This window comes from Pseudomonas thivervalensis (assembly GCF_001269655.1).
Classification (GTDB): Bacteria; Pseudomonadota; Gammaproteobacteria; order Pseudomonadales; family Pseudomonadaceae; genus Aquipseudomonas; species Aquipseudomonas thivervalensis.
Map to the genome: position 1 here is coordinate 25616 of NZ_LHVE01000020.1, position 26115 is coordinate 51730.

A 26115-nucleotide genomic window follows, 5' to 3' on the forward strand; every position below is an offset into this window, starting at 1 on the left:
CTCTCCACGTGCAGGGTTGGTGTTGGTTACAGCAGGGGGCGATCAATTCGCCTCTAGAAGGGGATCGAGCGCACGCACATGCTCGACTTGCCAGCCAAGCGGAACCACGTCCCCGACGGCGAGCGCGGGATCGAGCTCGGCAATCGGCTGTTTCACGAAGAAGTCGTTCTTGCCGCAGACTTCCAGGCGAACCCGGACGTGGTCGCCCAGATAGATGAATTCCGCCACCCTCCCTGAGAAGCGGTTGACACATTGTTCGCTGACACCGTTGAGGCTCACCCGCTCCGGACGGATCGACAGGGTCACTGGCTCGCCGGGCTGGCCGACGTTCACTGCCAGGGCCTCGACCTTTTCGCCGCGCGCCAGCTCCACCAGGCAACGATCGCCGGTGTGGCTGTGCAGGCGACCGTTGAGGCGGTTGTTTTCGCCGATGAAGTTGGCGACGAAGGTGTTTTTCGGCTCTTCATACAAGGTGCGCGGCGGAGCGATCTGCTGGATCTCGCCCTGGTGGAACACCGCCACACGGTCGGACATGGTCAGGGCTTCGCCCTGGTCGTGGGTCACGTAGACCACGGTCACGCCAAGACGCTGGTGCAGGTGCTTGATTTCCATCTGCATGTGTTCGCGCAGTTGCTTGTCCAGCGCACCGAGCGGTTCGTCCATCAGCACCAACTGCGGCTCGAACACCAGCGCCCGGGCCAGGGCCACCCGTTGTTGCTGGCCGCCGGACAGTTGCGCCGGGTAGCGTTGGGCGAAGCTGTCCAACTGGACCATGCTCAGGACGCGCTTGACCCGATCGCTCACGTCGCTCTTGTTCAGGCCACGCACAGTCAGTGGAAAAGCAAGGTTCTCGGAGACGGTCATGTGCGGGAACAAGGCGTAGTTCTGGAACACCATGCCGATGTCGCGCTTGTGTGGCGGCACATTGTTGATCGAGCGCCCGGCCAGCAGGATCTCGCCGGCGGTTGGGGTTTCAAACCCGGCGAGCATCATCAGGCTGGTGGTCTTGCCAGAGCCGGAAGGCCCGAGCAGGGTCAGGAATTCGCCTTTGCGAATATCCAGGTTGAGGTCTTTGACGATCAGGTTCTCGCCGTCGTAGCTCTTTTGCACACCACGAAAGCTGACCAGCACATCACTGGCCCCCGCGCTTGAATCGACCTGGCTCATACCCGCACCTTTTGTTTTGATGACTGCTTGTGAATCAAGCCTAGTGGAGCCTGGGGCCCACGCAAATCGGGGCGCAGGAGAGAATCGCCTCAGCCGGATGGAAGAGTCGGGGTAGGGATTGCCCTACAGGGATGGCGGGATTGGATAAATGCAGGGGCGAGTTTTAAGCGGCACGCTGCAAGCAGGGGCAAAAAGCGCTGTTGGGGTGTGTCGCAAATGGATATGCCAACACAACCCCCTGTGGGAGCGAGCTTGCTCGCGATGGCGGTGCGTCAGCAACATCAGTGCTGAAAGATCTGACGCTATCGCGAGCAAGCTCGCTCCCACAGGGGGAAACCGTGGTGAGGTTTAGAGCAGCTTGTGCTCCATGGCGTATTTCACCAACTCGGCCAATGAGGTGATGTTGAGCTTTTGCATCAGCCGCGCCTTGTGGGTACTGATGGTCTTGCTGCTCAGGGCCAATTGCTGGGCGATGTCATTGACGTTGGCGCCTTGGGCCAGGCGCTCGAAGACCGAGAATTCGCGCTCGGACAGCAGCGAATGCAGCGGCCGGGTGTCGGTCAGGCCCACTTCGAAGACCATCCGGTCGGCCAGGTCCGGGTCGATGTAGCGCCCACCGGCTGCGACCTTGCGAATCGCCATGAGCAACAGCGCTGGATCACTGTCCTTGGTGGCGTAGCCGGCGGCACCGACCTTCAACGCGCGGGCGGCCATTTGCGCCTCGTCATGCATCGACAGCACCAGGATCGCCGGCGGATTGTTCAGCGCCCGGATCCGTGGGATCGCCTCCAGGCCGTTGACGCCGGGCATGGAAATGTCCAGCAGCACCACTTCGCAAGGCACGTGGCGCAGTGTCTCGAGCAGTTGTTCGCCATTGCTCGCCTCCCCCACCACCACCAGATCCTTGGCCAGGCCGATCAACTGCTTGATGCCTTCGCGGACGATGGTGTGGTCTTCGGCTACCAGTACACGGATCACGTTCTTCTCCAGGTTTAAAATCTCATCGCGAGCAGGCTCGCTCCCACATTGATTGAGGCGTACACAAACCTTGTGGGAGCGAGCCTGCTCGCGATGGCGTCAGCCCAGGCAACAGAAAACCATCAGGCCTCACCCAACGGCACCCGCACCGACAGCGTCGTCCCCTCCCCCGGCTCACTGTCCAGGGTCAATTGCCCACCCATGATCAGCACCCGTTCACGCATGCCGACCAGGCCAAAGGACGTCGGCCGCCCCGTATCGGCAACAAATCCTACACCGTCGTCGCTGACGGTCAGACATAATTCAGCGCCTTGCTGAACCAGCGTCAACTCCACGGTATGCGCCTGGGCATGGCGCATCACGTTGGTCAGCGCCTCCTGGAGAATCCGAAACAGGCCGATGGCCTTGGCGTCGCTCAGGGTTGGCAGGTTGTCCGGCACCTGCACCAGGCAAGGAATCTGCGTACGCGCTTCGAAGCGCCGCGCCTGCCATTCGATGGCCGAGGCGATGCCGGCATCCAGGATCGGCGGGCGCAACGCCGTCGCCACGTCCCGCACCAGTTGAAACAACTGGGCAATCAGGCGCTTCATGCTGTTAAGCCGCTCATGCAGGCCCGGATCGAGTTGCGCGTAGGCCAACTCACACATGGACGTTTCCAGCTTCAGCACCGTCAGCATCTGGCCCAGCTCATCATGGACTTCCCGGGCAATGCGGGCCTTTTCCTCTTCCCGCACGCTTTCCAGGTGCGCCGACAATTCGCGCAATTGCTCCCGGGAACTGGCCAGCTCCAGTTCGATGCGCTTGCTGTCGGTGATGTCCCAGACGATACCGTCCCAGACGTAGGCACCATCCTCGAGGCGACGGGTGATGGCCTTGATCTCGGCCCAACGCTCCTGGCCTTCGCGGGTCAGGATGCGGCCCTGCCATGACCAATCGCTGTCGGTGTCCAGTGCCTGGTCCTGAGTACGGTGGTAATCGACCTTGTCCTCCGGGTGTACCAGGCTGCGCAGCCCGGTATCGCTGCGGGCCAGAATGGCGGGGGAATAGCCCACCAGGCTTTCGCTGCCTTCGCTGATGTAGGCGAAGTCGATCTGGCCGGTCACCGGCGCCCGTTCCAGGCGAAAGACCAGGCCCGGCACATTGGCGGCGATGCCTTGCAACCGCGCCTCGCTTTCGCGCAGCGCCGCCAGCGCACGTCGGCGTTCGGTCACATCATTGAGGTAGACCACCAAGTATTCGGCATCGCGAAAACGCAGGAAGCTCAGGGAGACGTCGGCCGGCAGGATGCTGCCATCGGCGCGTACGCATTCGGTCTCGAAACTCTGCGGTCCATCTTCACTGGCCCGGGCGCGTTTCCACAGGTTCAGCCAGCGGTCCATGTGCAGGCCCGGCTCAAAATCGATCAAGGGTCGATCGATGATGGCGCCCGGAGCGTAGCCGAGCATGGTTTCGGCCGCTCGGTTGGCGTAGCGCACATGGCTGTCCCAATTGACCCAGAGGATGCCGACCGTGCTTTGATCAATGGAGAACTGCGTCAGGCGCAACGCTTCCTCACTGGCAGCACGCTGGGCAATGTCCTCCCTGGCGGTACGCAGACGGCGCTCCAACCCACGGAGCTGGCGGCGCTGCCAGAACACGATGGCGACGCTGCTGAGCAGCAAGGCCAGGATCAACAGGGTCAGGTTCTGCCAGAACCCCGGGGTTTCGGTCAGGCGCGGGTATTTGGGCTTGAGCCAACGGCTGTGCAGTTGCTCCAGCTCTTTGGCCGGGATCGCCTGCAATCCGCTGTCGATGATGTCCGCCAGTTCCGGCCAGTCCCGGCGTGTGGCCACTCGCAGCAACTGCGGCAGGCCAATGTCGCCCACCACCGCCAGCTCGGCGAACTCGGGCTCGACCATCAGCCGCCCGAGCTGCGCCTCGTCGACCACTGCGTATCGGGCCTGCTGGGTCAGCAGCAATTGCAGGGCCTCGCGCTCCAGCGGCACGCCTTGCAGGTTCAGCGTCGGGTAGTTGCTGCGCAGGTAATCGGCCGTGGCGCTGGGCATGCGCACGGCGACGCGGGCCTGGGTGTCGAGTTTTTCCAACTCCACCCCTTCGGCGCCTTTCTGCGCGCCGACGATCAATTGCGGCACGCGCATGTAGGGGTCGGAAAACTGCCAGAGCTTGAGCCCGCCCGGGGATTGGGTCAGGCCCGGAGCGACATCCACCTCGCCGGCGCGCACCGCGGCTTCCAATTGCGCCACGTCCTGGAAGTTGCGCCAGGTCAGCTCGACGTTCAACGCCTTGCCCAGCCATTGCATCAACTCGACGTTGGTGCCGGACAACCGCTGCAGGCGCCGGTCGTATTGCGCGTAGGGCGCTTGCAAGACCAGGCCGACCCGCCATTGCGGATGCTGCACCAGCCATTGGCGCTGGCCTGCATTCAGTTGCACCCCAGGTGCCGACGGCGCGGGCGCGGCCCACGCCATCAAGGGAAGCCATAAACAGCCGATAACCCACAGGCAGCAAAAACGCATCATCGAAGTCTCATGCACTGACAAATACTGACCAACCCATTAGGCTGCCGGAAATACTTCTGGTCATGGAATATCCGATGCCCTTTGTTTATCGCCTGGCGTTGCCAGCATTGTGCCTGTCGCTGATCCTGCCAAGTGCCTTTTCTGTCCAGGCCAGCGAAACGGCCCCCGCCGCCGAGCAGCCCGCCGAGGAAAAACCCGTCGAGCGCCAGCCTTTGCTCGAGCGTAGCCAGGAAGAAGCGGCTGCACTTGGACGAAAAGTCCCACCCCAGGAACAGCAACAATTGCAGACTGGCAGCGACACCTTCCTGGCGCTGTGGAAACCGGCCAATACCAGTGACCCCAGGGGCGCGGTCATCATCGTCCCGGGGGCCGGCGAAACAGCTGACTGGCCTCAAGTCATCGGCCCATTGCGTAAAAAGTTGCCTGATGTCGAATGGAGCAGCCTGAGTATCACCCTGCCGGACCTGCAAAGCGACGTCATTGCACCGCGCGTGGAAGAAACACCGCCCGAGACCAAACCGGCCGACACCGCTGCCGCGGCACCGGACGCCACCACTTCGGCGCCGATCGAACAGGTCGCCGGCGGCGAGGCCGATGCGGTGGATCCCGTCGTTGCCCAAACCGATGAAGAGCACGCCAAGGCTGACGCCGAGCGTATCTTCGCTCGCATCGACGCGGCGCTGGCCTACGCCGAACAGCAAAGCGCACGTCGCATCGTGCTGCTGGGCCATGGCACCGGCGCGTATTGGGCCGCGCGTTACCTGAGTGAAAAGCAGCCGTCGCAAGTCGAGCGATTCGTGATGGTGGCCGCCCAGACGCCGGTCACTGCAAAACCTGGCCTGGCCGAACTGACCCCAACCTTGAAGCTGGCGACCGCCGATATCTTCTACATGGACAAACCGCTGGATCGCAACGCGGCGCTGGAGCGCTTGCAGGCGAGCAAACGCTTGAAAGGTTCCACGTTCAGCCAGGTATCCCTCAAGGCCCTGCCGAACCCGTCGGCGGAGCAGGAGCAGTTGTTTCGTCGGGTTCGGGGTTGGTTGAATCCGCAGAAGGCGGGGGAGTAAGGGCTAGTTCAACTTGGGTGCTGACCAACCCCCGTGGCGAGGGAGCTTGCTCCCGCTGGACCGCGCTGTAGGAGCTGCCGAGCGAAGCGAGGCTGCGATCTTTCCAAACCAGTTGAATATCAAGCGAAAGATCAAGATCAAAAGATCGCAGCCTTCGGCAGCTCCTACCGCAGCCGAGCGGGAGCAAGCTCCCTCGCCACAGAGGCTGGTGAGACTAGCGAAAATCCCGCCGCTCGCGAATCAACCGATAGGCGTTATGCAGCTCTCGGGTTCTATCGGTGGCTTCACGCACCTGCAGGGGCGTTGCGCCGCTGCCGGCAATCTTGTCCGGGTGATGCCGACTGAGCAGCCGCCGGTACGCGCGCTTGATCTGCGACGGCTCGCTGGTGGCCGAAACCCCCAGCAAGCGCAAGGCCTCCTGGTAGGTCACACCGGCGTTGGGCCGCGACAGTTTCTGCGGCTCGTAATCAGCCGCCAGCGCCTGGACCTGTTGCGGCGTCCAGCCCAGCCAACGGCCCCATTGGGCCACCAGTTCCCGCTCGCTGACACCGGCACGCCCATCGGCCCAGACCATCCGCCAACAGGCGCGCAATACCCCTTCAGCCGCATGGGGCTGGGCGGCCAGGCGGCGCATGTAACCGCGCAAGCGATCGTTTCCGGACTTGCCCCGATTGAATGCCGCGATTGCCCGGCGTTGCGCCGACTCGCTCAAATCCAGCGCACGCATTTCCTGGCGAGCCTGCTGGATGTGGCCGTCGACCACGCGCCCATCACACTTGGCCAACCGCCCCAGCAATACGAACAATAATTCATCGTTGCGCAACGCCGGGCGACCGCCCAGCCGCTCACGTATCTGCGCCCAGCCCTGCAGGTTCAAGCGCCGGTCCAGCGCCTGCCCCAACAATGCGCCCAGCATGGCCCCCGGGATGCTGGCTATGGCAAAGCCCGCCCCGGCTCCAATCAGAGTCCCTGGCCACCACATATCAACCGCTCGCTTCTATCAAGGTTTCGACCTGCGCCAAACGTTCGTGTGTGCCGACATCGACCCAATGCCCTTTCAAGTGTTCACCACTGACGCGCCCCTCGGTCATGGCCGTGCGCAACAGCGGGGCGAGCCTGAACGCACCGTCCGCGCAACCGTCGAACAACCGCGGGTGCAGGACGGCGATGCCGCTATAGGTCAGGTTGTCGGCAGGCGTTTGTCCATCGTGAACCTTTCCGTCGACCAGGATGAAATCGCCGTCCGGGTGATGCTCCGGATTATCGACGAGCACCAGGTGCGCCAGCCCCTCCAAGGGTCGGCGCAACGCGCTGAAGTCATAGTCGGTCCAGACATCACCGTTCACCACCACAAACGCCTCATCGCCCAGCAGCGGCAAGGCCCGGTAAATTCCACCGCCGGTCTCAAGCGGCTCACCCTCAGGCGAAAACCGAATGCTCACGCCAAACCGTGAGCCGTCCCCCAGGTGATCTTCGATCTGCTGGCCGAGCCAGGCGTGATTGATCACGATCTCGGTGAACCCGGCCCTGGCGAGCGCCCGCAGGTGGTATTCGATCAAGGGCACGCCGCCCACACGAATCAACGGCTTTGGCGTGGTAAGGGTCAAGGGACGCATGCGCTCGCCCTTGCCCGCCGCCAGGATCATCGCCTTCATGCCGTTGCTCCTGCCGATTGCCGCAGGCTGCCCAGCAACTCATCGAGCGGCGCCAGTTCAGGGCGACGAGCGATGACCGCTTCTATATAAGCAAAAAAGCGCGGCACATCGCCGAGGTAACGCGGCTTGCCATCACGATGGCAAATCCGCGCGAAGATCCCGATGACCTTGAGATGACGCTGCACACCCATCAAGTCGCTGGCCCGCAGAAAATCCTCGAGATCCGGTTGGACGGGAATGCCGAGGGCACCGGCCTGTCGCCAGTAATTCTCCAGCCAGCCACGCACACGCGCCTCGGGCCAGCTGAGGAAGGCATCCTTGAACAGACAGGTCACGTCGTAGGTGACCGGGCCATAAACCGCATCCTGAAAGTCCAGCACGCCGGGGTTCGGTACGCTGAGCATCAGGTTGCGCGGCATGTAGTCACGGTGCACCAGCACTTTGGGCTGGGCCAGGGCGCTGTCGATCAACAATTCGCTAGCCTGTTGCCAGAGTTGCTGCTGGGCCGAATCGAATTCGACGCCCAGTTCGCGCTTGACGTACCACTCGGGAAACAATTCCAGCTCTCGACGCAGCAACGCGACATCGTAGCTCGGCAGCGGCGCGACCATCGGCAGTTGTTGGAAAGCCAACAAGGCTTGCAGGGCATCGCCGAACAAATCGTCGGCATTTTCCCCGTCGATCACGTCCAGATAGGTCTGATTGCCCAGGTCATTGAGCAAAAGAAAACCGCGCTCGAGGTCTTCGGCATAAATTTTCGGCACGTTGATGCCGGATTTTGCCAGCAAAAAAGCAATATCCACGAAGGGTTTGCAGTTTTCCTGGGGCGGTGGTGCATCCATTACGATCAAGCTGTGGCCCTCGCCTTCCCAGCGGAAATAACGCCGGAAACTCGCGTCACTGCTGGCGGCGGTCAACGTGGCCGGGGGTACGGCGCCCCAGCCCTGTTGAGTAAAAAGGATCGGCAGCTGTTCATCGAGCCAAACTTTCAGGTGTTGCAAGCGTACATCTTGGTCGGGCATTGCAAGGGTCTCCGACGGCGCTAGCCGTCAAGCGGGTCATGCTTTATTATCCAGCATCTTTTTCAGACCATCGAGAGGCGTGCGGCCCACACCGCGGGCAGATGGCACGCAGGAAGCCCGGACTAATAAGATGGCATTGAAATCCCCCGCGTTTCGTAAAAAATTTCCGTTGCTGGTCACCGGCAGTCTGCTGGCCCTGCAACCCCTGGCCTCTTCATTCGTCGTCGCGGCGCAGCAGTATGACTGCTCCGTCTCCGCTTCGGGTGCCTGGGACTGCGCACCCAAGACACCGGCCGCCGCGTTGCCGCCGCGTCCCGTGCATGACGGCAGTGCGGTTTCCGACAGCGGCGCCGCTCCGGCCGACAGCAGCTCGGGCGAGGAAGCCGGCGAAAAGCCGATGCTCGTTACCGAAGCCAAGGGCCGAGGCCTGAAGTCGCGCAGTGCAGACTACAGCCACCTGGATTGGGTTCCACGCGAGAACCTCACCCCGGCGCAACTGGCTGAAACCGGTCCTTACTGCGCGGGTGCCTATATCGAGCCAACGCGTCCTGGCATGAACGACAAGACGGCCAAGAGCGACGCACCGACCTTCCTCGGTGCCAAGGCGTCACGCTATCAACAGGAAGAACAGGTGGCGACCCTGGCCGGTGACGTGGTCATGCGCCAGGGCAGCATGCAGGTCGAGGCCGACGAGGCCAGCCTGTACCAGGCCGAGAACCGTGGCGAGCTGAGCGGCAACGTACGGGTTCGCGACAATGGCGCACTGATCGTCGGCGACCACGCCGATGTCCAGCTGGACACCGGCGAAGCCAAGGTCGACAACGCCGAATACGTGATGCACAAATCGCGCATCCGCGGTAACGCGCTGTACGCCAAGCGCGCCGAGAACGCGATCATCCGCCTCAAGGACGGTACGTACACCACGTGCGAACCAGGCAGCAACGCCTGGACCTTGAAGGGCAACAACATCACCCTGAACCCGGCGACCGGCTTCGGTACCGCGACCAACGTGACGCTGCGGGTCAAGGACTTCCCGGTCCTGTACACGCCGTATATCTATTTCCCGATCGACGACCGTCGCCAATCCGGCTTCCTGCCGCCGACCATCGGCAGCGGCAGCGACACCGGCTTCCTGCTGGTCACCCCGTACTACTTCAACCTGGCGCCGAACTACGATGCCACGTTGTACCCACGCTACATGGGCAAGCGCGGCCTGTTGATGGAAGGCGAATTCCGCTACCTGACCAAGTCCAGCGAAGGTCAGTTCGGCGCGGCGTACCTCAACGACGAAGAAGACGAGCGCAGCGGGCAAACTGACTACAGCAAGACCCGCTACATGTACAACTGGCAGCACAAGGGCGGCCTTGACTCACGTGTGCTGACGGAAGTCGACTACACCAAGATCAGCGACCCTTACTATTTCCAGGATTTGCAGACCGACCAGATCGGTGTTGAGTCCAGGGACTATGTGAACCAGCAAGGCGTGGTCAGCTATCGCGGTGACAACTATGTCGCCCGCCTGAATGCCCAGGCTTACCAGATGGCGACGATTTCGAAGATTACGCCTTATAACCGCCTGCCCCAGATCACCTTCAATGGTTCTCTGCCCGAGCATCCTTATGGGCTGAATTTTGCGTACGAAACAGAATTGGTGCGGTTTGATCGTGACTTGCGGACCGGAGAGTACACCGATGAAGACGGTAATACTGAGGACTTCCTCGATACTAACGTTGCAGGCTTAGCACGAGCCAACGGCGACCGCATGAACCTGGCACCCGTTGTCAGCCTGCCGATGACCGCGTCCTACGGCTATATCAAACCGTCCCTCAAGTACCAGTACACCCAATACGATCTGGATCTGGATGGTAGGGGCAAGAGCGCCGTTGGAAACAGCTACGACAGCACGCCAAACCGCAGCGTACCTATTGCCAGCATCGACAGCGGCCTGTACTTCGATCGCAACACGCAATGGTTTGGCACCAACTATCGCCAGACCCTGGAGCCACGCCTGTTCTATCTCTATGTACCAGAGAAGGACCAGAGCGACATCCCTGTCTTCGATACCAGCGAGTCGACCTTTAGCTATTCCTCGTTGTTCCGCGATAACCGCTTCACCGGGTCTGACCGTGTCGGGGACGAAAACAAGCTGTCTCTGGGCGTAACCAGCCGCTGGATTGAAGACAACGGCTTCGAGCGCCAACGTGTCGCCGTTGGCCAGGCGTTCTATTTCAAGGATCGCAAGGTCCAACTGCCTGGCATCGATTTCGAGACTCGAGAAGACGCCAAGTCGGACGTTTCCCCATACGCGCTGGAATACGAATACCGCTGGAACCGCGACTGGCGCACCACCGCCACCTACAACTGGGATCCGGATACCCGTAGCCCTCGTTCGGGCAGCGCGATGTTCCACTACCAGCCGGAAGACAACCCGAACAAGGTCATCAACGCCGGTTATCGCTATCGCAACGATCAGGTCCGTTACGACGAGACCACTGGTCAATGGCAAGTGGGGGGTGGTGACTACGGCAGGCCGGGTGATCCGAACTACGTGAAGGACTACTACAAGATCAAGCAGCACGACTTCTCGGTCATCTGGCCGATCGTGCCGCAGTGGAACGCGATCAGCCGCTGGCAGTATGACTACAACCGCAACCGTACCCTGGAAGCCTTCGGTGGTTTCGAATACGACAACTGCTGCTGGAAACTGCGCCTGATCAACCGTTACTGGGTCGACTATGAAGAGTTCAGTCAAGCCGCCCCGGAAAACGAAAAAGGCGACCACGGCATCTTCCTCCAAATTGTTCTGAAGGGACTCGGCGGCCTGACCGGCGCCAAGGTAGAGAGCTTCCTCGACAAAGGCATCCAAGGTTATCGTGAACGTGAAGACCAAGCTTTCTGATTGTCTGCGCCCGCTGATGCTGGGCGCGCTGTTCCTGGGTACTGCGGCCAACGCCGCGGTACAGTCCATCGATAAAGTGGTGGCCATCGTCGACAACGACGTGGTCATGCAGAGCCAGCTGGACCAGCGCGTCCATGAAGTCCAGCAAACCATCGCCAAGCGCGGCGGTGGCCTGCCGCCTCCAGGCGTGCTGGACCAGCAGGTGCTTGAGCGCCTGATCGTCGAAAACCTGCAATTGCAGATCGGCGAACGTTCAGGCATTCGCATCACCGATGAAGAACTGAACCAGGCCGTGGGCACCATTGCCCAGCGCAATAACATGAGCATCGACCAGTTCCGCGCCGCCCTGGCTCGCGACGGCCTCTCCTATGAGGACGCACGCGACCAGATCCGCCGCGAGATGGTCATCAGCCGTGTGCGCCAGCGCCGTGTCGCCGAACGCATCCAGGTATCGGAGCAGGAAGTGAAGAACTTCCTCGCCTCCGACCTGGGCAAGATGCAGCTTTCCGAAGAGCTGCACCTGGCGAACATCCTGATTCCTACCCCGGAAAGCGCCAACTCCGAAGCCATCCAGAGCGCTTATCGCCAAGCGATGGATGTCTACCAGCAGCTCAAGCAAGGTGCTGACTTCGGCCAGATGGCCATCGCCAAGTCGGGCAGCGACAACGCCCTGGAAGGCGGCGACATGGGCTGGCGCAAGCCCGCTCAACTGCCGCCTCCGTTCGACCGTGAACTGAGCGCCATGGCCGTGGGCGACATCACCCAGCCAGCGCGCACCCCAGGCGGTTTCATTATCCTGAAAGTGCTGGAAAAACGCGGTGGCGGAACCCAGGTCCGGGACGAAGTGCATGTTCGCCACATCCTGATCAAGCCAAGCGAGATTCGCAGCGAAGCCGAGACCAAGCGCCTGGCGGAGAAACTCTACGACCGCATCGAAGCGGGCGAAGACTTCGCCGAACTGGCGAAGAGCTTCTCGGAAGACCCGGGCTCGGCCCTCAACGGCGGCGACCTGAACTGGGTTGACCCGAATGCACTGGTTCCCGAATTCCGCCAGGTCATGGCCGATACGCCGCAAGGCCAGCTGTCCAAGCCGTTCAAGAGCCCTTATGGCTGGCACGTACTGGAAGTCCTTGGCCGTCGCGCCACCGACAGCACCACCCAGGCGCGCGAACAGCAGGCGATGACCGTATTGCGTAACCGCAAATACGACGAAGAACTGCAAACCTGGCTGCGTCAGATTCGCGACGAAGCCTACGTTGAAATCAAACTTCCTGGTGCAGACCAGGCAGCGCAGTGAAACCCAAGCGTTTCGCGCTGACACCCGGCGAACCAGCCGGCATCGGTCCCGACCTGTGCCTGCTGCTCGCCTCGCAACCCCAGCCACATCCCCTGATTGCCATCACCAGTCGCGACCTGCTCCTTGAGCGGGCCGCGCAACTGGGGGTGGTCGTCGACCTGTTGCCGGTGACGCCGCAGGCCTGGCCGGATGTTCCCGCGCCCGCCAACAGCCTGTATGTCTGGGATACGCCCTTGGGCGCCCCGGTCGTCACCGGGCAGTTGGACAAGGCCAACGCCGCGTTCGTCCTGCACACCCTGACCCGCGCCGGCCAAGGCTGCCTGGACGGCGCGTTCGCAGGCATGATCACCGCACCGGTGCACAAGGGCGTGATCAACGAATCCGGGATTGCCTTTTCCGGGCACACCGAATTCCTGGCCGACCTGACCCACACCGCGCAAGTGGTGATGATGCTCGCCACCCGTGGCCTGCGCGTGGCCCTGGTGACCACTCACCTGCCCTTGCGGGACGTCGCCGACGCCATCACCCCGGAACGCCTGGAACGGGTCACCCGCATCCTGCACGCCGATCTCCAGGAAAAATTCGGCCTCGCCCGGCCACGCATCCTGGTCTGTGGGCTCAACCCCCATGCCGGTGAAGGCGGACACCTGGGCCGTGAAGAAATCGACATCATCGAACCCACCTTGGAGCGCTTGCGCAGCGAGGGCATGGACCTGCGTGGCCCGCTGCCTGCCGACACTCTGTTTACCCCCAAATATCTGGAGCACTGCGATGCGGTGCTGGCGATGTACCACGACCAGGGCCTGCCCGTGCTGAAGTACAAAGGCTTCGGCGCGGCAGTCAACGTGACGCTGGGCCTGCCGATCATCCGCACCTCCGTGGACCATGGCACTGCCCTGGACCTGGCCGGCAGCGGCAAGATCGATACCGGCAGCCTGCAAGTCGCGCTGGAAACCGCCTACCAGATGGCCGAGACCCATTTATGAACGAGCAATACCAACACCGCGCGCGCAAGCGCTTCGGCCAGAACTTCCTGCATGACGCCGGCGTGATCGATCGCATCTTGCGCTCCATCCGGGCCAAGCCCGACGACCGCCTGCTGGAAATCGGGCCGGGCCAGGGCGCCCTGACCGAGGGTCTGCTCGACAGCGGCGCGCAACTGGACGTGGTGGAACTGGACAAGGACCTGGTCCCGATCCTCAACCAGCAGTTCGCCGGCAAGAGCAACTTCAACCTGCACCAGGGCGACGCGCTGAAGTTCGACTTCAATAGCCTGAACGCCGCGCCGAACAGCCTGCGAGTGGTGGGAAACCTGCCGTACAACATCTCCACACCGCTGATTTTCCACCTGCTGAGCAATGCCGGCCTGATCCGCGACATGCACTTCATGCTGCAGAAAGAAGTGGTCGAGCGCCTCGCCGCCGGCCCTGGCGGTGGCGATTGGGGTCGGCTGTCGATCATGGTCCAGTATCATTGCCGGGTCGAACACCTGTTCAACGTCGGCCCGGGGGCATTCAACCCACCGCCGAAAGTCGATTCGGCCATCGTCCGCCTGGTGCCCCATGCCGTTCTGCCACACCCGGCCAAGGATCATCGCCTGCTGGAGCGGGTGGTGCGTGAAGCGTTCAACCAGCGCCGCAAGACCTTGCGCAACACCTTGAAGCTGTTGCTCAGCAGCGCCGAAATCGAAGCCGCCGGCGTCGATGGCAGCCTGCGCCCCGAGCAGTTGGACCTGGCGGCGTTCGTACGCCTGGCCGACAAGCTCAGCGAACAGGCCGCCCCGCAAGCCGACGCCAACTGAGCCGGTGACGAGTGCTATCGGGCAGTACGCCAGTCTGGTCTACTACCCGATACTTGGCCTAGACTGATCTCCTGAGTCGCGCCCGCGTCCCGCTTCGTTTTTAAGGCCTTTTTGCATGTCCGATCCTCGTTACCAGGTCGACGTCAGCGTCACCACCCGTTTTCTGGCAGAACAGTCGCAACCCGAGCATGACCGCTTCGCTTTCGCCTACAGCATTACCGTGCGCAACAACGGCTCGTTGCCAGCCAGGCTGCTGTCGCGGCATTGGGTCATCACCGATGGCGACGGCCATGTCGAGGAAGTACGTGGTGAAGGCGTGGTCGGCCAACAACCGTTGATCGATGCCGGTAAAAGCCACAGTTACAGCAGTGGGACGGTGATGACGACGAAGGTCGGCACCATGCAGGGCACCTACCAGATGCTGGCCGAGGACGGCACACGCTTCGATGCTGTCATCAAGCCCTTTCGCCTGGCCGTGCCCGGAGCCCTGCACTAATGGCCACCTACGCGGTCGGCGACGTGCAAGGCTGCCTCGGCCCGCTCAAGTGTTTATTGGAGCGCGTCGCCTTCGATCCGCAAAAAGACACGCTGTGGCTGGTGGGCGACCTGGTCAACCGTGGCCCGCAGTCCCTCGAGACGCTGCGCTTCCTCTACAGCATCCGCCAGTCACTGGTGTGCGTGCTCGGCAACCACGACCTGCACCTGCTGGCCGCCTGGCAGAACATCGAGCGCCTGAAGAAATCAGACACCTTGAGCGAAATCCTCGACGCCCCCGATTGCGTTGAGCTGCTGGAGTGGCTACGCCAACAGAAGCTCATGCACTACGACGAAGCCCGCAACCTGGCGCTGGTCCATGCCGGCATCCCGCCGCAGTGGTCCCTGCGCAAGGCGCTCAAGTGCGCTGGCGAAGTCGAACAGGCATTGCGCGACGACAATCTGTTCGCCCCCTACCTGGATGGCATGTACGGCAACGAGCCGGTCAAGTGGGACAACGACCTCACCGGCAGCGCCCGTCTTCGCGTCATCACCAATTACTTCACGCGCATGCGCTTCTGCACCCGCGACGGCAAGCTCGATCTCAAGGGCAAGGAAGGCATCGAGACGGCGCCGCCCGGCTATGCCCCCTGGTTCAAGCACAGTGAGCGCAAGACCCGTCACCTGAAGATCATTTTCGGGCACTGGGCGGCACTGGGCGGCCAAAGCGACGAGCCTGGCGTCTTCGCCCTCGATACCGGCTGCGTGTGGGGCAGCGCCATGACGCTGATGAACGTCGACACGGGCGAGCAACTGCGTTGCGATTGCGACGAACAGGGCCACGCCACACTCCATCACCCGACCACAGCATCATTGCCGGCCGGCACCGCCGTTTGACCGGCGTTGCGCTCAAGCTACAGGAGTCCCTCATATGACCGAATTCAAACGCATCCCCCCGGAACAGGCCCAGGCCCTGCGCGAGCAAGGCGCGGTCGTCGTCGATGTCCGCGACCCAGCCACTTTTTCCGCTTTGCATATCCGCGGCTCCAAACACCTGGATAACCATTCCATCGCCGATTTCATCCGCGCCGCCGACCTCGACGCACCGACCGTCGTGGTTTGCTACCACGGCAACTCCAGCCAAAGCGCCGCTGCTTATTTGATCAGCCAGGGCTTCAGCGACGTCTACAGCCTGGACGGTGGATTTGAGTTGTGGCGTACGACTTATCCTGCGGAAACGGCACAAGGCACCGACGAATAATTTTTTATGCCGACCAAGCCCGCGTGAACCGTGGGCTTGAGCGATGGCAGACGAACGGTCTGCCACAACTAATTACGTATTCCACCTTTACCTCCGTGATTCCGAACTATCCTTAGCCTCAGGCCATCCAAAACAGGGGAGAGCCGGTACACCGGCGCGCGGGTCATCGGGAGTCAGCTTTCAGGAACCGCATTCTTGAAAGCATTCTGGGGGGTAAAACGGCAACTGGGTTCCCAGGGGCTGTCCAGCATCGACTGATTGATCCGACACCGGCTCCACGTATCGAGCGAGGTGACGTCATGAGCATTTTTAGCCACTTCCAGCAACGTTTCGAGTCCACGCGGCAAGAGGAATACTCGCTGCAGGAATACCTCGAACTCTGCAAGCAGGACCGCAGTGCCTATGTATCGGCTGCGGAGCGTCTGTTGCTGGCCATCGGAGAACCGGAGCTGCTGGATACCTCGACCAACTCGAGGCTCTCGCGCATTTTTTCCAACAAGGTGATTCGCCGCTATCCGGCCTTTGCGGACTTCCACGGGATGGAAGAATGCATCGAACAGATCGTGTCCTATTTCCGCCATGCCGCCCAAGGCCTGGAAGAGAAGAAGCAAATCCTTTATCTGCTCGGCCCCGTGGGTGGCGGTAAATCGTCCCTGGCCGAAAAGCTCAAGCAACTGATCGAAAAAGTGCCCTTCTACGCCATCAAAGGCTCGCCGGTGTTCGAGTCCCCCCTGGGGCTGTTCAACGCCACCGAGGACGGCGCGATCCTCGAGGAAGACTTCGGCATTCCTCGCCGCTACCTCAATACCATCATGTCGCCATGGGCGACCAAGCGCCTGGCCGAGTTCGGCGGTGATATCAGCCAGTTCCGGGTGGTCAAGCTCTACCCCTCGATCCTCAACCAGATCGCGGTGGCCAAGACCGAGCCAGGGGACGAAAACAACCAGGACATTTCGGCCCTGGTGGGCAAGGTCGATATCCGCAAACTGGAAGAATTTCCACAGAACGACGCCGACGCCTACAGCTATTCGGGTGCGCTGTGCCGGGCCAACCAGGGCCTGATGGAATTCGTCGAAATGTTCAAGGCGCCCATCAAGGTGTTGCACCCGTTGCTGACCGCTACCCAGGAAGGCAACTACAACAGCACCGAGGGCCTGGGAGCCATTCCGTTCACCGGCATCCTGCTGGCCCACTCCAACGAGTCGGAATGGCATACCTTCCGCAACAACAAGAACAACGAAGCCTTCATCGACCGGATCTATATCGTCAAGGTGCCGTACTGCCTGCGAGTCACCGATGAGGTGAAGATCTACGACAAGCTGCTATTCAACAGTTCGCTGTCCAAGGCTCATTGCGCCCCCGACACCCTGAAGATGCTGGCCCAGTTCACGGTGCTGTCGCGGCTCAAGGAACCGGAAAACTCCAACATCTATTCGAAGATGCGTGTGTACGACGGTGAAAACCTCAAGGACACCGATCCAAAGGCCAAATCGATCCAGGAATACCGCGACAACGCCGGGGTCGATGAAGGGATGAACGGGCTGTCTACACGCTTCGCGTTCAAGATCCTGTCCAAGGTCTTCAACTTCGACCCTCACGAGATCGCAGCCAACCCGGTTCACCTGCTGTATGTGCTGGAACAGCAGATCGAGCAGGAACAATTCCAGGCCGAAACCCGCGAGCGTTACCTGCGCTTCCTCAAGGAATACCTGGCGCCGCGCTACATCGAGTTCATCGGCAAGGAAATCCAGACGGCGTACCTGGAGTCCTACAGCGAATACGGCCAGAACATCTTCGACCGCTACGTGCTGTACGCAGACTTCTGGATCCAGGACCAGGAATACCGCGATCCGGAAACCGGCGAGATCCTCAACCGCGTGGCCCTCAACGAGGAACTGGAAAAAATCGAGAAGCCAGCGGGTATCAGCAATCCGAAGGATTTCCGCAACGAAATCGTTAACTTCGTGCTGCGCGCCCGGGCCAACAACAACGGCAAGAACCCAACCTGGCTCAGCTATGAAAAGCTGCGGGTGGTCATCGAGAAGAAAATGTTCTCCAACACCGAAGACCTGCTGCCCGTCATCAGCTTCAACGCCAAGGCCAGCAAGGAGGACCAGCAAAAACACAACGATTTCGTTACACGCATGGTCGAACGTGGCTACACCGACAAACAGGTACGACTGCTCTCCGAGTGGTACCTGCGGGTCCGGAAATCGCAGTAAGCAGCGGCAAGCTTCTGGCTGCAAACTGCAAGGGAACGGCGTTGAGCCCAAGGCTCGACGCCACTCCCCTTACGGCTTGAAGCTTACGACTTGAAGCTCCCCCGGAGGGGCCTATGAGCTATGTGATCGACCGACGCCTTAATGGCAAGAACAAAAGCACGGTGAACCGCCAGCGGTTTCTGCGGCGTTACCGTGATCACATCAAGAAGGCCGTTGAAGAGGCGGTCAGTCGGCGTTCCATTACCGACATGGAACACGGCGAACAGATCAGCATCCCCGGCCGCGACATCGATGAGCCGGTGCTTCACCATGGTCGCGGCGGCAAACAGACCGTCGTGCACCCTGGCAACAAGGAGTTCACCAGTGGCGAGCACATCCCCCGTCCCCAGGGTGGAGGTGCCGGCAAAGGCCCAGGCAAAGCCGGCAACTCTGGCGAAGGCATGGACGAGTTTGTCTTCCAGATCACCCAGGAGGAATTCCTGGAGTTCATGTTCGAGGACCTGGAGCTGCCGAACCTAGTCAAGCGCAACCTGACCGGCACCGACACCTTCAAGACCGTGCGTGCCGGTATTAGCAATGAAGGCAACCCGTCACGCATCAACATCATCCGCACTCTCCGCTCAGCCCACGCCCGGCGCATCGCGCTGTCAGGCAGCAGCCGGGCGAAACTGCGCGAAGCGAAGGAGGAGTTGGCCCGCCTGAAACGCGAAGAACCCGACAATTTTGGCGATATTCAGGACTTGGAAGCGGAAATAGAGAAGCTTAGCGCACGCATTCACCGCGTACCGTTCCTCGACACGTTCGACCTCAAGTACAACCTGCTGGTGAAACAACCCAACCCCAGCTCCAAGGCGGTGATGTTCTGCCTGATGGACGTTTCCGGTTCCATGACCCAGGCCACCAAGGACATCGCCAAGCGTTTCTTCATCCTGTTGTACCTGTTCCTCAAACGGAATTACGACAAGATCGACGTGGTGTTCATCCGCCATCACACCAGTGCCCGAGAGGTGGACGAAGAGGAGTTCTTCTATTCCAGGGAAACCGGCGGCACCATCGTCTCCAGCGCCCTGAAGCTGATGCAGGAAATCATGGCCGAACGCTACCCCGCCAACGAATGGAATATCTACGCGGCCCAGGCGTCGGACGGTGACAACTGGAACGACGACTCGCCGATCTGCCGCGACATTCTGATCAACCAGATCATGCCGTTCGTCCAGTACTACACCTATGTGGAAATTACGCCACGGGAACACCAGGCCTTGTGGTACGAATACGAACGGATTGCCGAAGCATTTTCCGACACATTTGCCCAACAGCAACTGGTCTCGGCCGGGGATATCTACCCGGTCTTCCGTGAACTCTTCCAGCGCAGGTTAGTGACATGACCGCCAAAAAAGAGCAGAAGCGCCAGCCCATTTCCACCGGCTCCGAATGGACGTTCGACCTGATCAAGGCCTACGACCGCGAAATCAGCCGTATCGCGGACCGTTACGCCCTCGACACCTACCCGAACCAGATCGAGGTGATCACCGCTGAGCAAATGATGGACGCCTACGCGTCGGTCGGCATGCCGCTGGGCTATCACCACTGGTCCTACGGCAAGCACTTCCTCAGTACCGAGAAATCCTACAGCCGCGGCCAGATGGGACTGGCCTATGAGATCGTGATCAATTCCGACCCCTGCATCGCCTACCTGATGGAAGAAAACACCATCTGCATGCAAGCCCTGGTCGTGGCGCACGCGTGCTACGGGCACAACAGCTTCTTCAAGGGCAACTACCTGTTCCGTACGTGGACCGATGCCAGTTCGATCATTGACTACCTGGTGTTCGCCAAGCAGTACATCATGCAATGCGAGGAGCGCCACGGTATCGACGCGGTGGAGGACCTGCTGGACTCCTGCCACGCCCTGATGAACTACGGGGTGGACCGCTACAAACGGCCGTATCCGATCTCCGCCGAAGAGGAACGCCGGCGCCAGAAGGACCGCGAAGAGCACCTGCAAAAGCAGATCAACGATCTGTGGCGCACCATTCCCAAGGGCGCGGACAAGTACAACGAAAAAGACAACGCACGTTTCCCTGCCGAGCCCCAGGAGAACATTCTCTATTTCATTGAAAAACATGCACCGCTGCTGGAGCCCTGGCAGCGGGAAATCGTGCGCATCGTGCGCAAGATCGCCCAGTATTTCTATCCACAGCGCCAGACCCAGGTGATGAACGAAGGCTGGGCCACGTTCTGGCACTACACGCTGATGAACGACCTGTACGACGAAGGCCTGGTCACCGACGGTTTCATGATGGAGTTCCTGACGTCCCACACCAGCGTAGTGTTCCAACCCGGCTTCGACAGCCCGTACTACAGCGGCATCAACCCTTACGCACTGGGTTTCGCCATGTACCGCGACATCCGGCGCATGTGCGAAGACCCCACCGAGGAAGATCGCCGCTGGTTCCCGGAAATCGCCGGTTCGGACTGGTTGTCCGCAATAAAATTCGCCATGAGCAGCTTCAAGGACGAAAGCTTCATCCTGCAGTACCTGTCGCCCAAGGTGATCCGCGACCTGAAACTGTTCAGCATCCTCGATGACGACCAGAAAGATGACCTGGTAGTGCCGGCCATTCACGATGAGAGCGGCTACCGCATCATTCGCGAGACTCTGGCGGCGCAATACAACCTGGGTAATCGCGAGCCCAATGTGCAGATCTACAGCATCGACCGCCGCGGAGATCGCTCGCTGACCCTGCGGCACCAGGCGCACAACCGCAAGCCACTGGGTGACTCCACCGATGAAGTACTCAAGCATCTGCATCGCCTCTGGGGGTTCGACATTCACCTGGAAACCTTGCAAGGCGACCAAGTCATGAAAACCCACCACGTCCCCCCAAGAAGTGAACAAGCCGAAGGCGACTATGGCCGCCTGGACCTGGCCGTCATTCATCTTTGATCCCGTTTTCGCCTCCGGACGTCTGACGCAAAGGTTATCCTGTCGGACCAACGGAGGTTTTTTATGCAGATCTATAAAGTTGGCGGCGCCGTTCGCGATCGCCTGCTGGGCATTCCCGTCACCGACGTCGATCGGGTCGTGGTGGGGGCTACCGCCGAGGAAATGCTCGCCAGGGGTTTTCGCCCCGTGGGAGCCGACTTTCCGGTATTTCTCGACCCTAAAACCGGCGAGGAATACGCCCTCGCCCGCACTGAGCGCAAGAGTGGCCGCGGCTATGGCGGTTTTGTGTTTCATGCCAGTCCTGAAGTGACCCTTGAGGAGGATCTGGTTCGCCGGGATTTGACGATCAATGCCATGGCTGAAGATGACCATGGCAACCTGACCGATCCGTACCATGGCCAGCGCGATCTGGAAGCCCGGGTACTGCGCCACGTTTCCCCCGCTTTCGCCGAAGATCCGCTACGAGTCCTGCGGGTTGCCCGCTTTGCCGCGCGTTATGCGCCGCTGGGTTTCACCGTGGCGGACGAAACCCTTGAACTGATGCGGCAGCTCAGCGAGTCCGGCGAACTGGAGGCATTGACGGCCGAGCGCAGTTGGAAAGAAATTTCCCGCGCCCTTATGGAAAAACAGCCACAGGTATTTATCCAGGTCTTGCGTGACTGCACGGCCCTTCAGGTCTTGATGCCCGAGGTCGATGCGCTGTTCGGCGTGCCGCAGCCTGAAGCCCATCACCCGGAAATCGATACCGGCATCCATACCCTGAGCGTGCTGGAGCAAGCGGCACAGCACGAACAGCCGCTGACGGTCCGCTGGGCCTGCCTGCTCCACGACTTGGGCAAAGGCCTGACGCCCCAAGACGAATGGCCGCGACACATCGCCCATGAGCACAAGGGCTTGAAGCTGATCAAAGCCGTCAACGAACGTTTCAAGGCGCCCCGCGACTGTCAGGAATTGGCGTTATTGGTCGGCCAGTATCATACCCATGGTCATCGCGCGCTTGAGCTGAAGGCGTCTACTTTGCTAGAGCTGTTACAGAGTTTTGATGTGTATCGCCGCCCCCAGCGCTTCGAGGAATTTATTGCAGCATGCGAGATGGATGCGCGGGGACGCAAAGGGCTTGAGGAGCGAAGTTATCCACAGGCTGAATATCTGCGGGGGGCCGCGGCGGCGGCCCGCTCAGTGGCGGTGCAGCCTTTGTTGGAGAAGGGGTTCAAAGGGCCGGAACTGGGTGAGGCGATCAAGCGTGAGCGTCTCAGGGCGCTGAAGGCCTACAAGGAAGCGGCGAGCTGAAGGGGGGGCGTGTCAGTTTGCCTTTTGGCTGAATGTTCCGCCGTCATCGCGAGCAAGCTCGCTCCCACAGTGGATCTCGGTTGAACACAAGATATGTGCCACTGAAGTTCTAATGTGCGAGCGAGCTTGCTCGCGATGACGGCAGCCGCCTTACAACAGATTCAACGGCGTCAGCGGCTGGCCTCGCCATTCGAAAGCCACTGGCGCCAGCACCTGATCGATCTGCGCTTCTTCCCACAGCGTGGAGAAGCTCTTGCCCACACCCGGATGAATCCGATCCGGCGCCATCAGCGACAAAGGCCACAGCACGAAGGCATTCTTGAGGATTTCCGCACGCGGCAGGATCAACCCATCGAAGTTGCCGACCTGCTCGCCATACAACAACACGTCGATATCCAGCGGCAGCCCCTTGCGGTCCGGCGCATAGCGACCGTTGTCCGCCTCGATGAACTTGAGACGACGATCCAGCTCCATCAGCGGCAGGTCGGTGAAGGCCGAGACGACAAAATTGAAGAACGGCCCGCTCTTGATACCCACAGGCTGGCTCTCGAACACGGCCGAACAGCGCATGTCCACCAGGAAGCCGGCCAAAGCCTCAAGACCGGCGCGCAGATGGGTTTCGCGCTCGATATTGCTGCCGAGCCCGAGAAAAACCTGAGTCAGCGACATCCGCGCTCGATCTCCACGCCAACGCCGCTGGCCGCCGGTACGGCGCCAGGCTTGGTCACTTTCAGGCGCAGCCAGGTGATCTTGAATTCGTCCATGAGCTCTTGGGCCAGCCGCTCGGCAAAGGTCTCGACCAATTGGAACTGCGCCTGTTCGGCAAATGCCTGAATGCGCGACGACACGCTGGCGTAGTCAAGCGCCAGGGTCAGGTCGTCGCCCGCGGCGGCTGGGCGGTTGTCCCAGGCGAAGCTCAGGTCAAGTCGCAGGCACTGTCGGATGCCTCGCTCCCAGTCGTAGGCACCGATCACCGTGTCGACTTCCAGGCCCTCGATAAACACTCTGTCCAAGCACTCTTCTCCGCAGCACGACAAGGGCGCGATGCCCCGTTAGAATCAGGGCGTCCTCGCCCGGAATAGTTAGCATGTTTTGGTTACTGGCGATTCTCGCCTACCTGCTCGGCTCGCTGTCCTTCGCCATTTTGCTCAGCCGCCTGACCGGTCGCCCGGATCCGCGAATGAGTGGCTCAGGCAATGCCGGCGCCACCAACATGCTGCGCCTGGCCGGACGCAAACTCGCCATCCTGACCCTGCTGGGCGACCTCTGCAAAGGCCTTGTCCCGGTGTTGATCGCCAGCCTTGCAGGGCTCTCGTTGCAGCAACAGGCCTGGATCGGTGTCTGCGCCGTCATCGGCCATCTATTCCCGCTGTACTTCCGCTTTCGTGGCGGCAAGGGTGTCGCCACCGCCGCCGGCATGCTGCTGGGTCTGTACCCGCCCGCCGCCCTGCTGGCTGTCTGTGCCTGGCTGCTGACGTTCTACCTGACCCGCACCAGCTCCCTGGCTGCGCTGATCGCCACACCGCTGACCCTGCCGTTGCTGGCCTGGCAGGAACCGGCGGCCTTGCTACCAATGACCGCGCTGGTGGCGCTGATCGTCTGGCGCCACCGAGGCAATCTACGCGACCTGTTCGCCGGGCGCGAACGGCATTTTTAAATGACGTTTCACAAAGGCGCCAACTGCTCCATGGGCCAGCGCGCCTGCACGCTGATCGCCAGGCTTTCCTGCTGGCCAGCCTGCAAACGCTGGCAGCCGGCAAAGGCGATCATCGCGCCGTTATCTGTACAGAACTCCGGCCTGGCGTAGTAAACGTCGCCCTTCATGTCGCCGAGCATTTTCTCCAGCGATGTCCGCAAAGCCTTGTTCGCACTGACACCGCCGGCGATCACCAGACGCTTGAGCCCGGCCTGCTTCAGGGCACGCTTGCACTTGATGGTCAAAGTCTCCACCACGGCCTGCTGGAACGCCAGCGAGATGTCGCAACGGGCTTGCTCACTGTCGTCCCCGGCGCTGACGCACTGCTGCCAGGTGTTCAGGGCAAAGGTTTTCAGCCCGCTGAAACTGAAATCCAGGCCGGGACGGTCGCACATCGGCCGAGGGAACACGAAACGCCCCTCGACCCCTTGCGTCGCCAGCCGGGAAATTTCTGGCCCACCTGGATAATTGAGGCCCATCATTTTTGCAGTTTTGTCGAACGCTTCGCCGGCGGCATCGTCGAGGGTTTCACCGAGCAGCTCGTATTGGCCGATTCCATCGACCCGGATGAGCTGCGTATGGCCGCCCGATACCAACAAAGCGACGAACGGAAACTCTGGCGGTTGCGACTCGAGCATCGGCGCCAGCAGGTGACCTTCCATATGGTGCACGCCCAAGGCCGGAATACCCCAGGCAAAGGCTAGCGCCTGGGCGCAGGACGCACCGACCAGCAATGCGCCCACCAGGCCCGGGCCGGCGGTGTAGGCGATGCCGTCGATCTCGGTCGGCACGCAGTCGGCTTCGGCCAGGACCTGACGGATCAAGGGCAGCATGCGCTTGACGTGATCACGGGAGGCGAGCTCAGGCACCACCCCGCCATAGGCGCGGTGCAGGTCGATCTGGCTGAACAGCGCATCGGCCAGCAGGCCGCGCTCACTGTCGTAGAGTGCGACGCCGGTTTCGTCGCAGGACGTTTCTAATCCCAGTACTAGCATGGGTTTGCGCCTTGTAGAGGCTGAATTCGAAGGCGCGCATAATAGTCGTCGCGTTGTGCCCCGACCAGCGGTTTTCGATCAGAGGCTTTGCATTCCGAGCGTTGAGGGGTTAACATCCGCAACCCTTAAAAACCGACGTCTTCAAGTGCTCTTTTGCCGCGAGGATGTTGACCCCGGTAATGAATGAAGGTAGCTCTGGATGCCAGCCGTCAAAGTAAAAGAGAACGAACCCTTCGACGTAGCTCTGCGTCGTTTCAAGCGCTCCTGCGAAAAAGCCGGTGTTCTGGCTGAAGTTCGTAGCCGCGAATTCTACGAGAAGCCGACTTCTGAGCGTAAGCGCAAGGCAGCAGCCGCTGTTAAGCGTCACGCCAAGAAAGTTCAGCGCGAACAGCGCCGCGCCGTACGTCTGTACTAATACACAGACGTCCGTAGCAAGCTTCTGCCAAGCCCGGCCTTCAAGCCGGGCTTATGGCATTTGCGGAATAACGCTTGATGCTTCACTGTCAAAGCCGCAGACGCGACCAAGACACCCTGCTTCACCGCGTCAGACCTGGCTTTTTGCCAGCGGTGCACGTCTTTCCTGACGAGCCTTCCAAGGCTACCGACGAGCACACCCTGATTCCTCTAACGACGATCAGCCCAAGGCACCTGCTGCGTGCCCGCTTCATGAGCTATCCGAGGCCTGACCGGCCGTTACCGGACTCAGCGCAACACATTCAAACAGTCGAATGCTGATAGTTATTAACGTCAGCGGATGATCGGCAGATACACTTCCCGACAGCGATGATGCAGACGACCCGGTCGAGCCACCGATTTAGCGTGCCT

23 protein-coding genes are annotated in these 26115 nt (G+C 61.0%); 14 read left to right on the top strand and 9 right to left on the bottom strand.

The genetic code is table 11. The features are described 5' to 3' along the window. Positions 1-42: 42 nt before the first annotated feature. The 3 genes from AD659_RS25140 to AD659_RS25150 all read right to left on the bottom strand — a co-directional run bounded on the left by AD659_RS25140 (position 43) and on the right by AD659_RS25150 (position 4664). Positions 43-1167, bottom strand: a complete 1125-nt coding sequence (locus AD659_RS25140) for an ABC transporter ATP-binding protein (protein ID WP_053125916.1) — start codon at positions 1165-1167, stop codon at positions 43-45. A 348-nt stretch (positions 1168-1515) separates the two neighbouring features. Further along, the gene (locus AD659_RS25145; RefSeq protein WP_003206156.1) at positions 1516-2145 is read right to left on the bottom strand and encodes a response regulator; all 630 of its coding nucleotides are present in this window, start codon (positions 2143-2145) and stop codon (positions 1516-1518) included. Between the two features lie 122 nt (positions 2146-2267). Next, a complete protein-coding gene (locus tag AD659_RS25150; RefSeq protein ID WP_053125917.1) occupies positions 2268-4664 on the bottom strand; it encodes a PAS domain-containing sensor histidine kinase in 2397 nt (798 codons plus the stop codon). A gap of 74 nt (positions 4665-4738) precedes the next feature. Between AD659_RS25150 and AD659_RS25155 the strand changes: the two genes are divergently transcribed. After that, a complete protein-coding gene (locus tag AD659_RS25155) occupies positions 4739-5731 on the top strand; it encodes an alpha/beta hydrolase family protein (protein WP_053125919.1) in 993 nt (330 codons plus the stop codon). 214 nt (positions 5732-5945) lie between these two features. Here AD659_RS25155 and AD659_RS25160 read toward each other — a convergent pair whose 3' ends face one another. From AD659_RS25160 to AD659_RS25170, 3 genes are read right to left on the bottom strand one after another with little or no spacing between them, the layout of a single operon-like run. Continuing rightward, positions 5946-6713, bottom strand: a complete 768-nt coding sequence (locus tag AD659_RS25160; RefSeq protein ID WP_053125921.1) for a TerB family tellurite resistance protein — start codon at positions 6711-6713, stop codon at positions 5946-5948. Position 6714: 1 nt separating this feature from the next. Continuing rightward, the gene (gene murU, locus AD659_RS25165) at positions 6715-7386 is read right to left on the bottom strand and encodes an N-acetylmuramate alpha-1-phosphate uridylyltransferase MurU (RefSeq protein WP_053125923.1); all 672 of its coding nucleotides are present in this window, start codon (positions 7384-7386) and stop codon (positions 6715-6717) included. Next, positions 7383-8408 (bottom strand): aminoglycoside phosphotransferase family protein, encoded by a 1026-nt coding sequence (locus tag AD659_RS25170; RefSeq protein ID WP_053125925.1) that lies wholly within the window; start codon positions 8406-8408, stop codon positions 7383-7385. Before AD659_RS25170 ends, murU begins: the two co-directional genes overlap by 4 nt. A gap of 130 nt (positions 8409-8538) precedes the next feature. Here AD659_RS25170 and AD659_RS25175 point away from each other — a divergent pair, with 130 nt between their 5' ends. From AD659_RS25175 to AD659_RS25225, 11 genes are all read left to right on the top strand, one after another. Further along, complete coding sequence (locus AD659_RS25175; RefSeq protein WP_053125926.1) at positions 8539-11307, top strand: LPS-assembly protein LptD; 2769 nt, start codon at positions 8539-8541, stop codon at positions 11305-11307. Then, complete coding sequence (surA, locus tag AD659_RS25180) at positions 11288-12604, top strand: peptidylprolyl isomerase SurA (protein ID WP_139197732.1); 1317 nt, start codon at positions 11288-11290, stop codon at positions 12602-12604. Before AD659_RS25175 ends, surA begins: the two co-directional genes overlap by 20 nt. Continuing rightward, the gene (pdxA, locus tag AD659_RS25185) at positions 12601-13590 is read left to right on the top strand and encodes a 4-hydroxythreonine-4-phosphate dehydrogenase PdxA (protein WP_053125928.1); all 990 of its coding nucleotides are present in this window, start codon (positions 12601-12603) and stop codon (positions 13588-13590) included. The genes surA and pdxA overlap by 4 nt, the downstream gene beginning before the upstream one ends. Next, on the top strand, positions 13587-14405 hold the full coding sequence (rsmA, locus tag AD659_RS25190; RefSeq protein WP_053125930.1) for a 16S rRNA (adenine(1518)-N(6)/adenine(1519)-N(6))-dimethyltransferase RsmA: 819 nt from the start codon (positions 13587-13589) through the stop codon (positions 14403-14405). Before pdxA ends, rsmA begins: the two co-directional genes overlap by 4 nt. A gap of 115 nt (positions 14406-14520) precedes the next feature. Then, positions 14521-14901 (top strand): Co2+/Mg2+ efflux protein ApaG, encoded by a 381-nt coding sequence (apaG, locus tag AD659_RS25195; protein ID WP_053125932.1) that lies wholly within the window; start codon positions 14521-14523, stop codon positions 14899-14901. After that, on the top strand, positions 14901-15776 hold the full coding sequence (locus AD659_RS25200; RefSeq protein WP_053125935.1) for a symmetrical bis(5'-nucleosyl)-tetraphosphatase: 876 nt from the start codon (positions 14901-14903) through the stop codon (positions 15774-15776). Before apaG ends, AD659_RS25200 begins: the two co-directional genes overlap by 1 nt. A 34-nt stretch (positions 15777-15810) precedes the next feature. Further along, entirely contained in the window at positions 15811-16140 is a 330-nt protein-coding gene (gene glpE / locus AD659_RS25205; protein ID WP_053125936.1) for a thiosulfate sulfurtransferase GlpE, read from the top strand. Positions 16141-16439: 299 nt separating this feature from the next. Next, a complete protein-coding gene (locus AD659_RS25210; protein ID WP_053125937.1) occupies positions 16440-18362 on the top strand; it encodes a PrkA family serine protein kinase in 1923 nt (640 codons plus the stop codon). Positions 18363-18475: 113 nt separating this feature from the next. After that, the gene (locus AD659_RS25215; protein WP_014340517.1) at positions 18476-19747 is read left to right on the top strand and encodes a YeaH/YhbH family protein; all 1272 of its coding nucleotides are present in this window, start codon (positions 18476-18478) and stop codon (positions 19745-19747) included. Beyond that, positions 19744-21309, top strand: a complete 1566-nt coding sequence (locus AD659_RS25220; RefSeq protein WP_053125939.1) for a SpoVR family protein — start codon at positions 19744-19746, stop codon at positions 21307-21309. The genes AD659_RS25215 and AD659_RS25220 overlap by 4 nt, the downstream gene beginning before the upstream one ends. A 63-nt stretch (positions 21310-21372) precedes the next feature. Then, positions 21373-22599, top strand: a complete 1227-nt coding sequence (locus AD659_RS25225; RefSeq protein ID WP_053125941.1) for a multifunctional CCA addition/repair protein — start codon at positions 21373-21375, stop codon at positions 22597-22599. A 150-nt stretch (positions 22600-22749) separates the two neighbouring features. On the opposite strand, the gene folK is transcribed toward AD659_RS25225, so the two are convergent. Both folK and folB read right to left on the bottom strand, forming a co-directional pair. Further along, positions 22750-23268, bottom strand: a complete 519-nt coding sequence (folK, locus tag AD659_RS25230; RefSeq protein WP_053125943.1) for a 2-amino-4-hydroxy-6-hydroxymethyldihydropteridine diphosphokinase — start codon at positions 23266-23268, stop codon at positions 22750-22752. Further along, positions 23259-23612 carry a dihydroneopterin aldolase gene (folB, locus tag AD659_RS25235; protein WP_039590767.1) on the bottom strand — a complete coding sequence of 118 codons (354 nt, stop codon included), beginning with the start codon at positions 23610-23612 and terminating at the stop codon, positions 23259-23261. Before folB ends, folK begins: the two co-directional genes overlap by 10 nt. 74 nt (positions 23613-23686) lie before the next feature. Here folB and plsY point away from each other — a divergent pair, with 74 nt between their 5' ends. Then, the gene (plsY, locus tag AD659_RS25240) at positions 23687-24256 is read left to right on the top strand and encodes a glycerol-3-phosphate 1-O-acyltransferase PlsY (RefSeq protein ID WP_003206189.1); all 570 of its coding nucleotides are present in this window, start codon (positions 23687-23689) and stop codon (positions 24254-24256) included. Positions 24257-24264: 8 nt separating this feature from the next. Here plsY and tsaD read toward each other — a convergent pair whose 3' ends face one another. Beyond that, positions 24265-25290: a tRNA (adenosine(37)-N6)-threonylcarbamoyltransferase complex transferase subunit TsaD gene (gene tsaD / locus AD659_RS25245; RefSeq protein WP_053125945.1), complete on the bottom strand. Its 1026-nt coding sequence runs from the start codon at positions 25288-25290 to the stop codon at positions 24265-24267. A gap of 199 nt (positions 25291-25489) precedes the next feature. On the opposite strand from tsaD, the gene rpsU reads away from it, so the two are divergent. Further along, positions 25490-25705, top strand: a complete 216-nt coding sequence (gene rpsU / locus AD659_RS25250) for a 30S ribosomal protein S21 (RefSeq protein ID WP_002551877.1) — start codon at positions 25490-25492, stop codon at positions 25703-25705. Positions 25706-26115 lie beyond the last annotated feature (410 nt).